Origin of the sequence: Nonomuraea sp. NPDC003709, assembly GCF_040610775.1 — a bacterium.
GTDB lineage: Bacteria > Actinomycetota > Actinomycetes > Streptosporangiales > Streptosporangiaceae > Nonomuraea > Nonomuraea angiospora_A.
Map to the genome: position 1 here is coordinate 107,108 of NZ_JBEXMW010000030.1, position 17,545 is coordinate 124,652.

At 68.4% G+C, this 17,545-nt stretch carries 17 protein-coding genes; 11 read left to right on the plus strand and 6 right to left on the minus strand.

Features of this window, described 5'->3' with window-relative positions:
• Window positions 1-123: 123 nt before the first annotated feature.
• The 4 genes from ABZX61_RS55470 to ABZX61_RS55485 all read right to left on the minus strand — a co-directional run bounded on the left by ABZX61_RS55470 (window position 124) and on the right by ABZX61_RS55485 (window position 3,521).
• Window positions 124-1,365 (minus strand): MFS transporter, encoded by a 1,242-nt coding sequence (locus ABZX61_RS55470; protein WP_355208682.1) that lies wholly within the window; start codon window positions 1,363-1,365, stop codon window positions 124-126.
• Window positions 1,366-1,412: 47 nt separating this feature from the next.
• Window positions 1,413-1,973, minus strand: coding sequence for a TetR family transcriptional regulator (locus tag ABZX61_RS55475; RefSeq protein WP_355208685.1), 561 nt, complete (start codon window positions 1,971-1,973; stop codon window positions 1,413-1,415).
• The gene (locus tag ABZX61_RS55480) at window positions 1,970-2,554 is read right to left on the minus strand and encodes a sugar O-acetyltransferase (RefSeq protein WP_355208751.1); all 585 of its coding nucleotides are present in this window, start codon (window positions 2,552-2,554) and stop codon (window positions 1,970-1,972) included. Before ABZX61_RS55480 ends, ABZX61_RS55475 begins: the two co-directional genes overlap by 4 nt.
• A gap of 187 nt (window positions 2,555-2,741) precedes the next feature.
• On the minus strand, window positions 2,742-3,521 hold the full coding sequence (locus tag ABZX61_RS55485) for a TetR/AcrR family transcriptional regulator (RefSeq protein ID WP_355208688.1): 780 nt from the start codon (window positions 3,519-3,521) through the stop codon (window positions 2,742-2,744).
• Window positions 3,522-3,606: 85 nt separating this feature from the next.
• On the opposite strand from ABZX61_RS55485, the gene ABZX61_RS55490 reads away from it, so the two are divergent.
• Both ABZX61_RS55490 and ABZX61_RS55495 read left to right on the plus strand, forming a co-directional pair.
• The gene (locus ABZX61_RS55490; protein ID WP_355208691.1) at window positions 3,607-4,551 is read left to right on the plus strand and encodes an ATP-binding cassette domain-containing protein; all 945 of its coding nucleotides are present in this window, start codon (window positions 3,607-3,609) and stop codon (window positions 4,549-4,551) included.
• Window positions 4,548-5,366 carry an ABC transporter permease gene (locus ABZX61_RS55495; RefSeq protein ID WP_355208694.1) on the plus strand — a complete coding sequence of 273 codons (819 nt, stop codon included), beginning with the start codon at window positions 4,548-4,550 and terminating at the stop codon, window positions 5,364-5,366. Before ABZX61_RS55490 ends, ABZX61_RS55495 begins: the two co-directional genes overlap by 4 nt.
• 81 nt (window positions 5,367-5,447) lie before the next feature.
• On the opposite strand, the gene ABZX61_RS55500 is transcribed toward ABZX61_RS55495, so the two are convergent.
• Window positions 5,448-5,621, minus strand: a complete 174-nt coding sequence (locus tag ABZX61_RS55500; RefSeq protein WP_350732907.1) for a CsbD family protein — start codon at window positions 5,619-5,621, stop codon at window positions 5,448-5,450.
• 223 nt (window positions 5,622-5,844) lie between these two features.
• Between ABZX61_RS55500 and ABZX61_RS55505 the strand changes: the two genes are divergently transcribed.
• The 5 genes from ABZX61_RS55505 (at window position 5,845) to ABZX61_RS55525 (ending at window position 12,167) form a co-directional block, all read left to right on the plus strand.
• Window positions 5,845-5,976: a hypothetical protein gene (locus ABZX61_RS55505; RefSeq protein WP_355208697.1), complete on the plus strand. Its 132-nt coding sequence runs from the start codon at window positions 5,845-5,847 to the stop codon at window positions 5,974-5,976.
• A complete protein-coding gene (locus ABZX61_RS55510; protein WP_355208699.1) occupies window positions 5,976-6,926 on the plus strand; it encodes an EamA family transporter in 951 nt (316 codons plus the stop codon). Before ABZX61_RS55505 ends, ABZX61_RS55510 begins: the two co-directional genes overlap by 1 nt.
• A 20-nt stretch (window positions 6,927-6,946) precedes the next feature.
• Window positions 6,947-8,374: a PLP-dependent aminotransferase family protein gene (locus tag ABZX61_RS55515; RefSeq protein ID WP_355208701.1), complete on the plus strand. Its 1,428-nt coding sequence runs from the start codon at window positions 6,947-6,949 to the stop codon at window positions 8,372-8,374.
• A 242-nt stretch (window positions 8,375-8,616) separates the two neighbouring features.
• A complete protein-coding gene (locus tag ABZX61_RS55520) occupies window positions 8,617-10,791 on the plus strand; it encodes a beta-L-arabinofuranosidase domain-containing protein (RefSeq protein ID WP_355208703.1) in 2,175 nt (724 codons plus the stop codon).
• A gap of 71 nt (window positions 10,792-10,862) precedes the next feature.
• Window positions 10,863-12,167 (plus strand): family 43 glycosylhydrolase, encoded by a 1,305-nt coding sequence (locus tag ABZX61_RS55525; protein ID WP_355208706.1) that lies wholly within the window; start codon window positions 10,863-10,865, stop codon window positions 12,165-12,167.
• 141 nt (window positions 12,168-12,308) lie between these two features.
• Here the strand turns inward: ABZX61_RS55525 and ABZX61_RS55530 are convergent, their stop codons facing one another.
• A complete protein-coding gene (locus tag ABZX61_RS55530) occupies window positions 12,309-13,154 on the minus strand; it encodes a DeoR/GlpR family DNA-binding transcription regulator (RefSeq protein WP_355208708.1) in 846 nt (281 codons plus the stop codon).
• A 295-nt stretch (window positions 13,155-13,449) separates the two neighbouring features.
• Here ABZX61_RS55530 and ABZX61_RS55535 point away from each other — a divergent pair, with 295 nt between their 5' ends.
• The 4 genes from ABZX61_RS55535 to ABZX61_RS55550 all read left to right on the plus strand — a co-directional run bounded on the left by ABZX61_RS55535 (window position 13,450) and on the right by ABZX61_RS55550 (window position 17,545).
• A complete protein-coding gene (locus tag ABZX61_RS55535) occupies window positions 13,450-14,757 on the plus strand; it encodes a sugar ABC transporter substrate-binding protein (RefSeq protein ID WP_350732896.1) in 1,308 nt (435 codons plus the stop codon).
• 62 nt (window positions 14,758-14,819) lie between these two features.
• Window positions 14,820-15,782 carry a sugar ABC transporter permease gene (locus ABZX61_RS55540; protein WP_350732894.1) on the plus strand — a complete coding sequence of 321 codons (963 nt, stop codon included), beginning with the start codon at window positions 14,820-14,822 and terminating at the stop codon, window positions 15,780-15,782.
• Window positions 15,779-16,630 carry a carbohydrate ABC transporter permease gene (locus ABZX61_RS55545; RefSeq protein WP_350732893.1) on the plus strand — a complete coding sequence of 284 codons (852 nt, stop codon included), beginning with the start codon at window positions 15,779-15,781 and terminating at the stop codon, window positions 16,628-16,630. The genes ABZX61_RS55540 and ABZX61_RS55545 overlap by 4 nt, the downstream gene beginning before the upstream one ends.
• A gap of 54 nt (window positions 16,631-16,684) precedes the next feature.
• Window positions 16,685-17,545: a ketose-bisphosphate aldolase gene (locus ABZX61_RS55550; RefSeq protein ID WP_355208712.1), complete on the plus strand. Its 861-nt coding sequence runs from the start codon at window positions 16,685-16,687 to the stop codon at window positions 17,543-17,545.

Below are 17,545 nucleotides of genomic sequence, written 5' to 3' on the forward strand. Positions count from 1 at the left end.
GGAATCGATTCGGCATACAGGGGTGCAGGTATAACCAGGCGTGTTTAGGGATGTTAGCGAATCGATTCGATGAGATCGTAGATCTCCTTTCGGAGACGTGTCAACGGCGGCGGGCGCGGCGGTTCAGGCGGGGGTGCGGTTCACCAGGACGCGGGCCAGGACGAACGTGACGGCGCCGGCCAGGACGACGGAGAGCAGGCCGACGCGCAGGCTGGTGAGGTCGGCGACGAACCCGACGAGGGGAGGCGACAGCAGGAACCCTCCGCGCAGCAGCCAGCTGACGATGGTCAGTCCGGCGCCGGCGGGCAGGCCGGGCAGTTCGTCGGCGGTGTGCATGGCGGCCGGAACGAGGGTGGCGACGCCGAGCCCGGCGAGGGCGAAGCCGGCCAGCGCGGTCGGAACCGACGGCATGGCCAGGGCGGCGCCCATGCCGACCGCGGCCAGCGCCCCTCCGGAACGCACGACGGTGCGCTGCCCGAAGCGGTCCACGACGCGGTCGCCGGTGAGGCGGCCGACGGTCATGGCGACCTGGAGGGCCACGACGGCCAGACCGGCCGTGGCGGCGTCGGTGCGCAGGTCGCCGCTCAGGTAGAGGGCGCCCCAGGACGCGCCGGCGTCCTCGACGAGGGTGCCGCACGCGGCCAGCACGCCGAGCGCGGCCAGCATCCGTACGGCGGCGCCGGTGAACGAGCGCCGGCCGGCGCGGCGGGCCGGCCGGCCGTCCTGGGTCTCGGCCCGGGCCGGGTGGCCGTCCTGGGCCTCGGCAGGGCGTTCGGCGTCTTCCGGGCCGGGGAGCAGGAACCGGTAGGCGACGAGGGCGGTCACGCTGAACAGCGTCGCGGAGATGCCCAGGTGGACCGCGAGGGGCATGTCGAGGCCGGCGGCGGCCGAGCCCATCAGGCCGCCCAGGACCGCGCCGATGCTCCACACGCCGTGCAGCGAGTTGACGATGGACCGGCCGTACAGACGTTGCACCCGCAGGCCGTGGGCGTTCTGCGCGACGTCGACGACCGCGTCGAGAGCGCCCACGACGAACAGCACGCCGCCGAATGCGACCCAGTTCGGCACAAGGGGGATGAACAGCGTCGCGACAGTGGTCACCACGATCCCCAGCGACGCCACGCGCGCGGAGCGGAAGCGGCGGATGGCGGCTCCGGCGAGCAGCCCGGCCAGCAGCGCGCCGATCGGGTGCGCGGCCAGCGCGGTGCCGAAGACGGCGTTGCTCAGGCCGAGCTCGGCCTTGATCTGCGGGTATCGCGGGACGATGTTGAAGAACACGGCGCCGTTCGTGAGGAACAGCGCGGCGACGGCGGCGCGGGCCAGGCGGGCCTGGCGGGTGGGCGCGGTGGGAGGGGCAGCGGACATCGGCTTTCCGATCGCGTAGGCGCGTCGCGTAGGCGCGGCGGAGGGGATCAGCGCAGGTACCGGTGGATGGCGTGGCGGATCTGCTCGGGCGTCATCGGGTCGGTCGACAGGGCGCTGTGCAGCACGAGCCCTTCGATGAGCGCGTCGAGCTCGCGGGCGGTGGTGGCGTCGAAGTGGCGCTCCAGCGCCCGGCGGCTGCGCGCCATCCAGGCCTGGGTGACGACCCGCAGGGCCGGGTTGCGCGCCGCGGCCACGTACAGCTCCACGGTGAGGACGAGGTCGTGCCGCGAGCCGAGCAGGTCGTCCGAGACGAGTGTGATGACGGCTTCGGCCGCCGCGTCGCGGTCCCTTGCGGCGCTCAGGCGCTCGTCGAAGACGCGGGCCACCGAGTCGGCGTGCCGGGTGAACGCCTCGGCGAGCACCTCGTCCAGCGACGTGAAGTGGTAGGTCATCGAGCCCAGCGGCACGTCCGCGGCGCGGGCGATCTCCCGGTGCGTCGTCCCGGCGACGCCGCGCTCGGCGATGACGGTGAGCGCCGCGTCGATCAGCCGGTCCCGCCGCCCGGGGTCGTGCCGGCGAGGCCGCCGCGGGGTGGCGGGGCCGCTCACGGCGTGGCCGGCTCGATCGTGCGGATCACGCGGGCGGGATTGCCCACCGCGACGACGTTCGCCGGGAGATCCCGGGTGACCACCGCGCCGGCGCCGACCACGGTGTTCTCCCCGATCGTGACGCCGCCCAGGACGATCGCCCCGCTGCCCAGCCACACGTTGTCGCCGATGGTGATCGGCTCGGCGGCCTCCCACTTCGCCCGGCGGAGCTCCGGGTCGAGCGGGTGCGTCGGCGTCATGAGCTGCACGTAGGAGCCGATCTGCACGTCGTCGCCGATGACGATCGGCGCGACGTCCAGGGCGACGAGGCCGAAGTTGGCGAACGACCGGGCGCCGATGCGGAGGTGGCTGCCGTAGTCGACCCGCAGCGGCGGCCGGATCTCCGTGCCCTCGCCGATCGCGCCCAGCAGCTCGGTGAGCAGCCGGCGCCGCTCCCGCGGATCGCGGGCCGACGTCGCGTTGTAGGCGTCCATCAGGTCCATGGCGCGCAGGTTGCGCTCGGCCAGCTCGGGGTCGTCGGCGATGTAGAGGTCGCCGGCGAGCATCCGTTCGCGCATCGAGCGGTCATCGAAATCGGACATCATACGTACAAGCGTACACATCCAATGTACGCACGTACATATCGGCCCACATTGCCGTCCGCGGCCTTCCCATCGATCCGGACGAGATCGACCGCCTGCTCGCCCTCGACGCCGTCGCTCCCGTCCAGCTCGTCCGCGCCAGGTGATCACGCATGGTTTGTGCGTCTGTTCCCTCTCGGATGGTCGACTACGAGCCTGGCCCGTCCTGTTCTTCCTGCCCCTCTCGGTGCGCCGGCATCGGAGACCCGGCCGTTGGCGGGAGGGCCGCGGCGATGCAGTCGAGGACGCGCTGGAGCCCGTACCGGAGCTGGTCGTCGCGGCTCAGGTGCGGCTGGCGCGCCTCCATCACGATCTTGGTGAAGATCGGGTAGTCCCCGCTCTTCACCAGCCGGTCGATGTACGGGTAGCTCCGCGCCATCCACTCCGACTCGCTGAGCCCGCTGCGGCGGAATTCCCTGGCCGAGCTGATCTCCTCGCGGACGGTGCCCTCGATGTAGCCGTTCAGCATGGCGATGAGGCCGAGGTTCTCGTCGATGGAGACGAAGGCGTCGAGCACTCCCATCAGCCGTTCGATCAAGAGCAGCTGGTTGGGGCCGAAGCTGGGGAGCGACCGCTGCACGGTGGAGATCCACGGGTGCCTCAGCCACATGGCCCGCAGCCCGTCGGCATAGCGGGTCAGGTCGGCGCGCCAGTCGCCCGAGGGCATGCCCGTGACGTCGATCTCGCCCATGACCTGGTCGGCCATGAGCTCGACCAGGTCGTCGCGGCTCGGGACGTACCGGTAGAGGGACATCGCGCCGGCGCCGATCTCGGCGGCGATCCGCCGCATGGTGGCGGCCTCCAGCCCTTCGGCGTCGGCGATCCGGACGGCCGCCTCGGTGATCTGCGCGCGGCTGTAGACCGGCCTCGGCCCGCGGGCCGGGCGCTCGGGCCGCATCCAGATGCTCACGTGCTCGGCGTCGGTCACCGTTCAACCTCCTTGTTGCGTACATAGTACCCAGTGCTTTAGCGTGACCGCCGTAACCGCGTACAAAGTACCCAGTGGAGGAGTCATGCCTGATCCGCTCGTGGTCGCCGAAGGGCTGCACAAGTCCTTCGGCGACGCCCATGCCCTGCGGGGTCTGAACCTGAGCGTCCCGAGAGGAACGGTCTGCGGCGTGCTGGGGCCGAACGGCGCGGGGAAGACGACCGCGGTGCGCATCCTGGCGACCTTGTCCGATCCCGATGCCGGGCACGCCCGCATCGCCGGATACGACGTCGTCCGTGAGGCAGGCAAGGTGCGCGCCAGGATCGGGCTCGCGGGCCAGTACGCCGCCGTGGACGAGAAGCTCACCGGCCGCGGCAACCTGCGCATGTTCGGGCGCCTGTCCCACCTGTCCCGGCGCGAGGCGCACCGGCGGGCCGACGAGCTGCTCGAACGCTTCGGTCTGATGGACGCCGCCGATCGGCAGGTCGCCGGCTACTCCGGCGGCATGCGGCGCCGCCTCGACCTGATCACCAGCCTCATCCTGCGCCCCGAGGTGCTCTTCCTGGACGAGCCGACCACCGGCCTGGACCCGCGCAGCCGCGGCGAGATCTGGGACAACGTCCGCGAGCTGGTGGCGGACGGCACCACGGTGCTGCTCACCACGCAGTACCTGGACGAGGCCGACCGGCTGGCCGACGACATCGCCGTCGTCGACCGCGGACAGGTGATCGCCACGGGCACACCGGACGAGCTGAAGGCCACGATCGGCGACCGCCTCGACGTCACCCTTGAGGACCCCGCCGCGATGCCCGTGGCGATGACCGTCCTGAACACCCTCACCGGCGCCGATCCCACGACGACGGGCGCCGATCGGCTCAGCGTCGCCCTGCCCGGCGGCGGCCTCCGGCTCGCCGACATCGTGCGCGAACTCGACCGCGCCGGAGTCGCCGCCGCCGACGTGAGCCTGCGCCGTCCCACCCTGGACGAGGTGTTCCTGCGCCTCACCGACCGCAAGGAGTCCGTCCGATGACCGCCCTCACCTCACCACTCGGTCGCCTGCGCTGGACCTTCCTCGACGGGCTGACCCTGGTCGGCCGCGAGCTGGGACGGCTGCGGCAAGAACCCGGACAGATCATCGCCGCGCTGGTCTTCCCGGTCATCATGGTGGTGCTGTTCGGGTACGTCTTCGGCAGCGCGATCCAGGTGCCGGACGGCGGCGACTACCGCGAGTACCTCATGCCCGGCCTGTTCGCGATGGTGACCTTCTCCGCGTGGTTGGGGGTCATGACGCGGATGGCCACCGACGCCTCCCGCGGTGTGATGGACCGGTTCCGCTCCATGCCGATGGCGCGCGTGGCGGTGCCGTTCGGGCAGACCGGCGCCGACCTGCTGACCGGCCTGCTGATGCTGGCCATCATGGTGGGCACGGGCCTGCTGGTGGGCTGGCAGCCGCACCGCGGCCTCATCCCCACGGCCCAGGCGTTCCTGCTGATGATCCTTCTGCGGTACGCGCTGAGCTGGGTGGGCGTCTATGTGGGTCTGGCGGTGAAGAACGACCAGGTCGCCGACGCGATGGTGCCGCTGGGACTGCCGTTCACGATGCTGTCGAACGCGTTCGTCCCGACCGACGGCATGCCGGGCTGGCTGCGCTTCCTGTCCGACTGGAACCCGGTGAGCGCGCTCACCGCCGCCTCACGGGAGCTGTTCGGCAACCCGGGCGCCCCGTCCGGAAACGTGGCCTGGCCACTCGCGCATCCGGTGACCGCCGTCCTGCTCTGGTCGGCCGCGCTGCTGGTGATCTTCGTCCCGCTGTCGCTCCGCGCCTACGTGCGCAGAGGACGCTGAACTGGACCGCTCACCCGTCGCCGGACGGCGGACGGCGGCGGAAGCCCATTCCAGAAGGGCTTCCGCCGCCGTTGCCGAACGCTATTTCTTGAAGGCGTCCTTCGCCTTCTCCTTTGCCTGCCGCAGATTGGCCTTGGCCTTCTCTGCCTTGCCTCTGGCCTGCAGAGACTCGTTGCCGGTGAGATCGCCGACACGCTCCTTGGCCATGCCCTTGATCTCCTCGGCCTTGCCCTTGGCCTTTTCCTTCCGGGACATATTCATCTCCTCCTGTGCGTACGAACGCACACGGTTTTCCGCTATCCAGGAACGAGTTCTTCCACTGCCCGGGCGGCAGGCGAATACACGCTTCGCGGGCACAGGCGCCCCCGGCAGGGGCGAAATCGGACCTCCCTCACGGACCGGAATCGGTCCTGTCACTCCGTCCAATCCGCCAGCAGCATGGTCAACGCACGCGATGCCCCTGAGAGAGGAAGAGATCGTGGGACGGACCCTCGTGGACATCAGCCCGCCGCCGGCCGGCCACGCCGTCGGTGTGGAGCCGCCCTTGAGCCTGGCTGGGCAGCGGCTGATCTCCTGGAACGGCGCCACCGCGTCGGGCGGTGAGCACTGATGCCGACGGCGATCCTGCTCGCCCTGGCCGCCGCCGCCCTGTACGGCGCCTCGGACTTTCTCGGCGGGCTGCTGTCGCGCCGCAGCCACTACGCGCTGGTCGGGCTTGTCGGGCAGTCCGCCGCCGCGATCGGCGGGCTGGCCGCCGCGCTTGCTGTCAGCGTCCGCCCCGCTATGGGCACGATCGAATGGGGGACCGGCGGAGCGATCGGATGGGGGATCGGCGCCGGGCTCGGCGGGGCGGTCGGCACGCTGGCTCTCTACCGCGGGCTGTCCCGGGGGCGGATGAACGTGGCCGGGCCGCTGTCGGCCGTCGGCGCGGCCGGTCTGCCCATCCCGGTCGACCTGCTGTCCGGCGGTGAGTTCACCTCGCTTTCGGTTGTCGGCGTCGGCCTGGCCATCCCCGGGATCTGGCTGGTCGCCGCGCAGCCGGGCCGGCGCGGCGGCGGTGGGGTCGTTGAAGGGCTGCTGGCCGGGCTCGGGTTCGCCGCCCTGTTCGTCTGCCTCGACCGGGCCGGGGACACCGCGGGCCTGTGGCCGGTGGCCGCGAGCCAGCTGTCCGCCGTCGCCGTCCTGGCCGCCTTCGTGCTGGCCGGCCGCCGGAGCGCAGCCCGGACCGTCGAAGCCGGCCGGACCGTCGAAGCCGGCCGGACCGTCGAAGCCGGCCGGACCGTCGAAGCCGGCCGGACCGTTGACGTCGACCGGCCCGCCGGGGCGGCGCGGGTGCCGTGGGCGGCGGTCTGGCCGGGCGTCCTGGGCGTGTGTTCGACCGTGCTGTACACCTTGTCCACCCGCGAGGCGACACTCGCCGTCTCAGCCGTGATCACTTCCCTCTACCCCGCCTTCACGGTCGCCCTGGCCGCCCTGGTGCTGCGGGAGCGGACCAGCCTGGCGCACGCCGCCGGGTTGCTGTTGTGCGCGGCCTCCGTCGGTGCCTTCGCCGCCGGCTGAGCCTCGCTACGCTGCGACGGGTGAGCACGGTGAACTCGACCCTGGCGCACGATCTGCTGGTGGAGCTCGACCGGACGGGCGCCACCCCGCTGCACCGGCAGATCGAGGCGGTCCTGCGCGACGGCATCCGCACGGGCCGCCTGCGCCACGGCGCCTCGCTACCCTCCTCGCGCCGGCTCGCCACCGAGATCGGCGTCTCCCGCGGCGTCGTGGTCGAGGCCTACAACCAGCTCCTCGCCGAGGGCTACCTCACCAGCACCCCTGGCTCGTACACGCGGGTGGCCGCCGTACGCGGGCAGGCCGCCGCAGCGACCCCGCCGCCGCGCAGCGCCGGCCCGTACATCGACTTCGGGTACGGTCGCATCGACCCGGCCAGCTTCCCCCGCGAGGCCTGGCTGCGCTCGCTCAGGCGGGTGCTGACCAGCGCGCCGCACAGCCGGCTCAACTACCTCGACGGGTACGGTCTGCCCGAGCTGCGCACAGCTGTGGCCGACTACCTCAACCGCGTCCGCGGCACTTCCGCCGATCCCTCCCAGGTGCTCATCACCAGCGGATACGGGCAGGCGGCCGCGCTGATCATCGGCGTGCTCGCCGGCCGCGGCGCGCGCCGGATCGCCGTGGAGGACCCGTCGACCGACGACATCCGGCTGCTCGCGGGCCTGCACGGGCTCGACGTCGTCCCCCTGCCGGTGACCGGCGAGGGCATCGAACCGTCCGCTCTGGAGCGCGCGGACGCCGATCTCGTCGTCCTCACCCCTTCGCACCAGTGGCCGCTGGGCGGCGTGCTGCCGGCCCGGACGCGTACGGAGGTGGTCCGGTGGGCCCGGACCCGCGGCGCTCTCGTCCTGGAGGACGACTACGACGCCGAATACCGCTATGACCGCGCCCCCATCGGAGCCATGCAGGGTCTCGCCGCCGACGTGGTGCTCTACGCCGGCTCACTCAGCAAGATCCTCGCTCCTGGGCTCCGCCTGGGCTGGCTCGTGGTGCCGGCGCACCTGTCCGGCGCGATCGCCGAGGCCAAGCTGCTGGCCGATCGCGGCTCACCGGCCATCGAACAGCTCGCCTTCGCCGACTTCCTCGTACGTGGCGAACTCGACCGCCACCTGCGCCGGATGCGCCCCGTCTACCGGCGCCGCCGCGACGTCCTGCTCGCCCGGCTCGCCGAGTCTCTTCCCGGCTTCGAACCCACCGGGGTGGCGGCCGGGCTGCACCTCGTGGTCTGGCTCCCGGACGGCATGGGGGAGGACGACGTGGTGGCGGCCGCCGCCGATCACGGCGTACGCGTCGCAGGCGTCGGGCCGTACCGGCTGGCCGGACCGGGACGCCAGGGACTGATCCTCGGCTACGGCGACCTGACCGAAGGCCGGATCGCCGAAGGGGTGGAGGCACTGGCGGCCGCGGTACGCAGCCTCGGCGCGGCGTCGTTCGAGCGCTCCAGCCGCTGATCTCCGTCACCCTCCTTGCCCGTACGGCAGGCGCAATGTCGCTCGCGGTCTCTTGACGAGCCCGATGAGGTCGTTAACACTCCCGAAATGTGGGCCTGGAAAGAAGCGCGACGCCTTCGACCTGAGCCGACGTAACAGTCCCCATCGACTACGCGGACCAGCTCCAGAGGCGTAAATGTTAGCGCTACCATTCCGCGGCCCACATGCCCTCCCCATCGGATCCCGAGCGACGAAGAGGACAGATGTCAGAAATGGTGCCCAGGCGCGAGGCCCTTCGACTGGCGGTGTTAGCGGTCGCCACCCCGTCCGCGCTCGCGTTGGCGACGTGCACCGGAACGGCCCGGGCCGCGGCCCGCATGATGGCGCCGCTGCAGCAGAACGACCCCCCGGTGCCCGGCAGCTGGATCGTGAAGCCGTTCGCGAACAGCCAGGTCACGCTGGGCGCGAGCCTGTTCACCGCCAACCGGGATCGGATCCTGACCTTCCTGCGGTCCTATTCGGCCGACCGGATGCTGGCCAATTTCCGGGCCAACGCCGGTCTGGACACGCTGGGCGCGCAGCCGCCCGGCGGCTGGGACGACGCGACCGGTAATCTGCGCGGTCACTACAGCGGGCACTTCCTCAGCGCCCTCGCTCTGGCCTACGCGGGCTCCGGCGACGCCTTCTACAAGAACAAGGTCGACTACATGGTCACCGCGCTGGGCGAGTGCCAGAACGCGCTGGCCGCGAAGGTCGGGCAACCCGGCGGGCCGAGCCACCCCGGCTTCCTGGCCGCCTATCCCGAGACGCAGTTCATCCAGCTGGAGCAGTACGCGACCTATCCCACCATCTGGGCGCCGTACTACACCTGTCACATGATCATGAGAGGGCTGCTCGACGCCTACCAGTACGCCGGCAACGAGCAGGCGCTCGAGATCGTGCTGAAGATGGGCGACTGGGTCCACAGCAGGCTGGGCAACCTCCCGCGAGCCCAGCTCGACCGGATGTGGGGCATCTACATCGCCGGCGAGTACAACGGCATGAACATCGTGATGGCCGACCTCTACGCCCTCAGCGGCAAGGCGGCGTATCTCGCGACGGCCAAGTGCTTCGACAACACCGCCCTCCTCGCGGCCACCGTCGACAAGCAGGACACGCTTAACCGGAAACACGCCAACCAGCACATCCCCCAGTTCATCGGATACCTGTCCGTCTTCGACCAGAACCAGGAACGCCGCTACTTCGACGCGGCCGCGAACTTCTGGGACATGGTCGTCCCGCACCGCACGTTCACCGACGGCGGCCTGGCCGGTCCGTCCGACAACGGCGAGCTCTTCGGCGCACGCGACGTCATCGTCGGCACCCTGGGCGCCAACAACGCCGAGACCTGCTGCAACTACAACATGCTCAAGCTGAGCCGGGCCCTGTTCTTCCACACCGCCGACCCGAAATACATGCAGTATTACGAACGGGCGCTCTACGGCCAGATCCTCGCCTCCCGCCGCAACACCGACAGCACCACCAATCCGCTGCTGACCTACTTCATCCCGATGCGGGCGGGTTCGGCGCGCAGTTACGGCAACCTCGGCACCTGCTGCGGCGGCACCGGACTGGAGAGCCACACCAAGTTCCAGGACTCGATCTACTTCCGGTCCGCCGACGATTCGACGCTCTACGTGAATCTCTACATGGCCTCGGAGCTCAACTGGGCGGAGAAGGGCTTCGTGATCAGGCAGGTCACGAACTATCCGGCCGACCCCGCGGGGGTGACGACGCTGACGGTTACGGGCAACGGCCGGCTGGTGGTGAAGCTGCGGGTGCCGTACTGGGTGGAAAAGGGCTTCACGGTCCTGGTCAATGCGACCGACCAGCAGCTCGACGCCAAGCCCGGCGAGTACGTCACGCTCGACCGGCAGTGGCGGAGCGGCGACACGGTGAGGATCACGATGCCGTTCTCGCTGCGGATCGAGAAGGCGCTGGACATCCCGACCATCCAGAGCATCGCCTACGGGCCGGTGCCGATGGTCGCCAAGAGCAACCAGACCACCTACCGCCAATTCTCCTTCTACCGGGACTTCACGCTGTCCGGGGACCTCGCGCGCGCCGTCACGTCCACCGGGCCGATGAGCTTCACGGCGAACGGCCTGCCGCTCGTCCCCCTCTACATCAACAACACCGACCGCTACCACGCCTACTTCCGGCGCGTCGAGCCGACCATCGTCTTCGGCAGGATCGACTCCGGCGTGCCCAACCGCGCGCGGGCGGATTCGGTGACGTTCCTCGACGCGGTCTGGAAGAACGCGCCCTTCGCGAGCCAGGGAGCGTTCGTGTCCACCGTGACCCGCACCGCGGAGGAGTGGGTCACGGCCGGCCTGATGACCTCGGCCCAGAAGGACACGGTGGTCTCCACTGCCACCCAGGCCAGGCTCCCCAGCTAAATGCCAAAGAATCTCTTCTCCGCGGCTCCGGAATGGCCTATACCCGTGAGTACGGATGATCGGAGGTCCCCATGTGGCTGCTCGGCCGGCTCTTCCTCGTGTTCACCGCGACCGCGGTCTGCCTACCCGCGGCCGGTGCGGAGCCGGCGGCGGCCGCCGTGGCCCCGACGGCCGTGATTCGCGCCGACTTCCCCGATCCGGACGTCATCCAGGCCGGCTCCACCTTCTACGCCTACTCCACCAGCAGCTCGGCCGGGCGCATCCAGGTCGCCGGCGCCTCGTCGGCCACCGGCCCGTGGACCGTGCGCGGGGACGCGCTGCCCGCCAAACCGTCCTGGGCGGGGAACGGCGGGTTCTGGGCACCCGACGTCTCCCAGCTTCCCGACGGCCGCTACCTGATGTACTTCACCGGCCCCAGCACCGCTACCGGGCGCATGTGCATCGGCGCCGCGACCTCGGCGAACCCCCTCGGCCCCTTCCAGCCGACCAGCGGCTCACCGCTCGTCTGCAACGCGGGCGAGGGCGGCGACATCGACCCGTCGAGCTTCGTCGACACCGACGGCAAGCGGTACCTGGTCTACAAGAACGACGGCAACGCCGTCGGCCGGCCCACCGTTCTGTGGCTGCAGCAGGTCGGCGCGGACGGCGTCACCTTCGTCGGCGGCCGCACCGAGCTCATCCGCAACGACCGTCCCGAGGAAGCCGGGGTGATCGAGGCTCCCGTGCTCGTCAAGCGGCCCTCCCAGTACGTGCTCTTCTACTCGGCCGGCTCCTACGCCGGAAACAGCTATTTCACCGGCTACGCCGTTTCCCCGACTCTCACCGGGCCCTACACCAAGGCGTACCGGCCGCTGATGACGACGGCCACCTTCGACGGCGCCGTTCAGGGCCCCGGCGGGACCGACGTGCTCGGGAGCCGCGTCTTCTTCCACGGCTGGGTGGGCAACGCGCGCCACATGTACACCGCGGAGCTGGGCTGGGCCAACGACTACCCGGTCGTACGCGGCAGCCGGGTACGGTACGAGGCCGAGCGCGGCACGCTCAACCATGCCGAGGTGCGTACCGGCGCGGCGGGGGCGTCACAGGGGGCCGTCGTGGCAAAGATCGACTATGCGGACAGCTGGGTCGACGTCCAGGTGTTCGCGCCGGTCGCCGGGGCCTACACCGCGTACGTGGCCTATGCCGCCGGATACGGCGACGCGCAGCACCTGGTGACGGTGAACGGGGGCACGCGGTTCACGCTGAGCTATCCCGACCGCGGCTGGGACAACTGGACGCAGGCGCCTGCCCAGCTCACGCTGAACGCCGGATGGAACACCCTGCGCTTCCAGTACCAGGCGCGTTGGGCGGAGCTGGACCACATCGAGATCGCCTGATCCATGCGGCCATCCGCTCATGGCTCCGCTCAGCAGCCGGCGCCCATTACCGGCCCATGTACCGGTAAGGGGCGCCGGGACCGTCGACCGGCGTTCTCGAGGGGCCATGACGCGAGTCGGCACCCGGACAGGCCGCCTGATCTACTGGGGATCTTGACCGGCTTCGGGGGTGCCTTCGAGGGTTTCCGGCGTGATCAGCTCTACCCCGTTCTCCGTCAGCGCGTCCAAAAGGTCAGGCGGCGGCGTGGAGTCTGTGACGAGGAAGTCGGCGCCCCCGAGCTCGGACACCTGGGCGAAGAGCCGGCGATCGAACTTGGACGAGTCGGCCAGGATCGCCACGCGCGCCGACCGCGAGATCATCTCTCGCATCATCGCCGCCTCGGCGAGGTTGCTCGTCGTGTATCCGGCCGTTGAAACGGCGCCGACCCCGATCAACGCCAGGTCGCAGCTGATGTCCAGCTCGCTTCCGTCGGACGCCCGGAAGCTGACGGGGCCGATGGTGGCCAGCGTGAGAGTGCGGACCGCGCCGCCGAAGACGTACACGTCGCGGACGGCTGAGGGTGGCAGCGCCGGGGGCACGAGCAGGCTGTTCGTCACCACGGTCAGGTCCCGATGGTTGCGCAGGTTCCGGGCCACGGCGAGAGTGGTCGTACCGCCGTTGATCATGATGATCGACCCATCTTTGACCAGCGACGCGGCAAGTACCGCGATCTTCTCCTTCTCGCGTTCCTCCATCTTGAGCCGCACGTCCACGGCCCGGTCGACCCGAGATAGAGTGGCCTGACTGACCGCTCCGCCATAGGTGCGGACCAGGACACCGTCGGCGCTGAGCTGGTCCAGGTCCCGCCGGATCGTGTCGATGGAGACGCCGAAGCGCTCTGCGAGTGCGCTGACCGTGACCTGCCCGGCCTCCGCGACGTATGCCGCCAGCTGGGCCTTACGTCCTGCAGGTAGACGACGCTGCCGGTCGTCCTCGTCAAGGGTCACTGACCCTCCCATCTCTGCGGTAGTTGCGTTACTGATCAACGCAACAGAGGGGTGATACAGGCCTAGAACTGCAGACTACCGCATAACGCTGCCCCTTTCAGGCGAGATGCCGCCTACTTCGAGGGCTCCGGCGCTGGAAGTCTCGTGATCCAGCACGAATCTTCCGCATGAATGCCGGACTGTGCGGTTCCTAGCGGGTTTTTGCGTTACTAGGTCTTGTGGGGTAGCGACACGCGTTGTTAATGTGGCGGAAACCGGCAAAGACCGGTAACACCTGTACAGCAAGGAGGTCGCGATGACCGGAGGCAGCACCCGGTTGCAGGGCCGGACGAGGCGACTACTCGGGGTGATGGCGGTGGCGATGATCGGCGCCACGGCCGTGGGGTGTGGTTCCGGCTCGGGAGCTAGCGCGGGATCGAGCGGCGACGGGACCGTCACTCTGGAGTTTGCGCAGTGGTGGGCGCCGGAGCTGCCGGCGGGATCGTTCGACAAGCTTATGTCGGAATTCACGGCGCAGAACCCGAACATCAAGGTCAAGCTGTTGAGCGGCCCGTACGCGTCCACGAAGCAGCAGTTGGTGGCCGGAGCGGCGTCGAGGACGCTGCCTGACGTCGTCGGCCTCGACGGCGCATGGGTGAGTGACTTCGCCAAGCAGGGCGCCATCGCTGACCTGTCCGCGCTCATGACGACCGCGAAGTACGACTCGAGCCAGCTCGCGAGCCAGATCCAGATCAAGGGGAAGACCTACATGATCCCCGTGGTCAACTTCGTCTACCCCCTTTTCGTCAACAATGATCTGCTCGCGAAGGCGGGGGTCAAGACGCCTCCGAGCACGCGCACGGAGTTCTTGGAGGCGGCCAAGAAGGTCAGCGCGCTCGGCGGCAACGTCAAGGGCTGGGCCCTGCCGCTCGACACCGCCGTTCCCAACGGCGTCCAGAACGACGTGATGTCATGGCTGTGGGCATCGGGCGGCAGCATGCTCACCAAGGACGGGAAGCCCGACCTGACCGGCCCCGGCGTCAAGAGCACCGTGGAGTACGTCAAGAGCCTGAACGACGCGGGCGTCATCGCGCCCGGAGCGCTGACCATGAAAGAGCAGGACAAGGTCGAGAAGTTCTCCACCGGTCAGGTCGGCATGGTGATCGATTCCTTGGCGCACATCGGGCTGATCAAGAAGAACAATCCGAAGCTCGACTTCACGGTGGTGCCGATCCCGGCCGAGGACGGCTACACCGGCAAGCGCGGCATCCCGTACGCGTCCTGGGGCATCGGCGTCGCCGAGTCCTCGGAGCACAAGGCCGAGGCGTTCAAACTGGTCCAGTTCTTGATGGACAAGAAGGCGAATGCGCAGCTGAGCACGTTGGCGAACGGCTTCCCCGGCAACAAGACGGCCGAGCCTGACTTCAGCACGAGTGACCCGCTGTTCAAGACGGCCTTCGACATCTACAAGGCGGGCTATCCCGCCAACGAGTTCGTGGGGCTGCCGAAGTCCGAAGACCTCATGCGCAGCTTCGATGAGCAGCTGCAGCTCGCGCTCACCGGCAAGCAAAGTGTCGACGACGCCCTCAACAAGGCGCAACAGGCCTGGGCACCGGTGCTCTGACCTTCCGTACTTCGTGGGCCGCGCCGACCGTGCGGCGCGGCCCCCGAACCAAGGAGACATCGATGGAAACCGCGAAACTCGATCCGGCGGCCTCCCCGGGAGCCGCAAAATCGGCATCGGAATCCTCTGCGGGCCGACGGAGAAGGACGCGGCCTTTCCCCGTGCAGGGTGCCGTCCCGTACGGCTATCTCTCGCCGACGCTGATACTGATCTTTGTACTGATGATCATCCCCATCGCGATGGTGGTCAGCTACTCGTTCAAGGACAACGTGATCGTCGAGCAGAATCCGGTCTTCGCCGGGCTCGCCAACTACACCACGGTGCTCACCGATCCGGACTTCCTGGCAGCACTGAAGAACACGTTCATCTTCATCACCGTGAGCACCGTCGCTCACCTCGGCCTGGGACTGGCCTTCGCGACGATGCTCAACACCCCGTTGCTGGGCGGAGTGACGAAAGCCATCTTCCGCATCGTCTACATCCTGCCCTGGCTGTTCACGGTCGCCGTGATCGCGGTCATCTGGCGGCTCATGCTGGACCCGTCCGGGGTGGTCAACTACATCCTGACCACGATCGGCGTGATGCGCGAGGAAGTGAGCTGGCTCTCCGAGCCGAACACGGCGCTCTGGGCGTTGACATTCATCAACATCTGGGCCGGCTTCCCCTTCTTCATGATCAGCATCCTCGCCGGGTTGCAGGGAATCTCGCCCGTTCTGTACGAGGCGGCCTCCGTCGACGGCGCAAGCACCTTCCGCCAGTTTCGCAACGTGACGCTGCCACAGCTGAAACCGGTACTCCTCAGCATGGCCGTGCTCGATCTCATCTGGACCTCCCAGCAGTTCGCCCTCATCTGGATGACCACCGGTGGTGGCCCGCTGAATGCCACCGAGATGCTCAGCACATACACCTACAAGCAGGCCTTCAGCAGTTACGAGTTCGCCACCGCGTCCGCCGCCGCCGTCATAGTCCTGCTGCTCACGATGATTCTGGCCTTCTTCTACGTTCGCCTGCAAAAGGAGAGGTGATCACCGTGCTCACCCGCAAAAGGCGGCGCCTCGGCGCGAAGATCGCCGTGCTCGCAGGCCTGTGCGTCGGCGCGGCCTTCGCCGGCCTTCCGGTCGTGTGGATGCTGTCGACGTCGTTCAAGACCAACGGGGAAGTCTTCCAGGTTCCGCCGCGGCTGATCACCGAGAACTTCTCGTTCGACGCCTACAAAGTGATCCTGGCCGACGCGACCCAGTTGAGGTTTTTCATCAACAGTTACATCGTCGCGCTGTCGGTGACCGTGCTGACATTGTTCGTGGCGATTCTCGCGGCGTATGGATTCAGCCGCTACAACTTCCCGCTGAAGCGATCCGTCAACGCCGTGATCGTCACCGTCCAGGCTGTGCCGCCAATCACACTCGTCATTCCCTATTTCGGTCTCGTGGTGGCGCTCGGCCTGTACAATACTTATCCGGGGCTCATTCTCACGCATATGGTGTTCACTTTGCCCTATGCGATCATCATGATGACCGCGTACTTCAACACCCTGCCGCGAGAACTGGATGAATCCGTCAAGGTGGACGGGGCGTCGAGCTGGACGGCTCTCTGGCGGATCCTGGTGCCCATTTCGGTGCCCGGGCTGGTCGCCGTCGGCGTCTACACCTTCATGATCTCGTGGAACGAGTACCTGTTCGCGCTGACGCTCACCCGTACCGACGACATGCGAACCGTGCCCATCGGCATCCAGCTCCTGATGGGCCAGCACTCCTACGAGTGGAACCAGATGATGGCCATGAGCATCCTGGGGTCCATCCCGGTGCTCGTGTTGTTCCTCCTCTTCCAGCGGCGATTCATCGGCGGCCTCACCTCCGGCGCGGTCAAGTCCTGAAACGTCGTCCCCGTCCCGAGTGACAATCAACTGATCAGAAGGAGAAATACAGCAATGCTGACGACCGGCAAGGTGCTCTTGGCTGTCGCGAATGAAAGAAACTTCGCCGTGCCCGCCTTCAACATCAGTGACTACGCCATGTTCAACGGCATCGTGGACATCAGCGAGGAGAAGAACGCGCCGCTTTTCATCGGGATCCACCCCGACGAGGTGCGGCACATCGGAGTGGACGTGATCGCCGCGATGACCCAGCGGGCCCATCGCTCGTCCGTGCCGATCGCGATTCACTGGGACCACGGCGCGACCTATCAGGAGATGCTGACCGCGATCCGGATCGGCTTCACCTCGGTGATGATCGATGCCTCGATGAAGTCGTTCGAGGAGAACATCGCGATCTCCAAGAAGGTCACGGAAACCGCGCACGCGGTCGGCCTGTCGGTCGAGGCGGAGCTGGGGACGATCGGCAAGACCGACAGCGAGGCCGAAGACGGCAGCGACGCGATCATCTACACCGACCCGGCGGACGCCGTGACCTTCGTGCAGGCGACGGGGGTGGACAGCCTCGCCGTGGCCATCGGCACCTATCACGGCCTCTACCCGAAGAACCTGAAGCCGGAGCTCAAGCTCGACCTGCTGAAGGAGATCAAGGACCGGGTCCAGATCCCCCTGGTGCTGCACGGCGGCTCGGGCAATCCCGACGACGAGATCGCGGAGTCGGTCAAGCTCGGTATCAACAAGATCAATATCTCCAGTGACATCAAGGCCGCCTACCACATGAAGATGCGCGAGGTCCTGGCCGATGAGGGCCTGCGTGAGCCGAACTCCATCCAGCCGCCGTGCATCGAGGCGATGAAGGTGGTGGCCGGGCAGAAGATCGACCTCTTCGAAGCGGCCGGCAAGGCATCTCTCTACTGA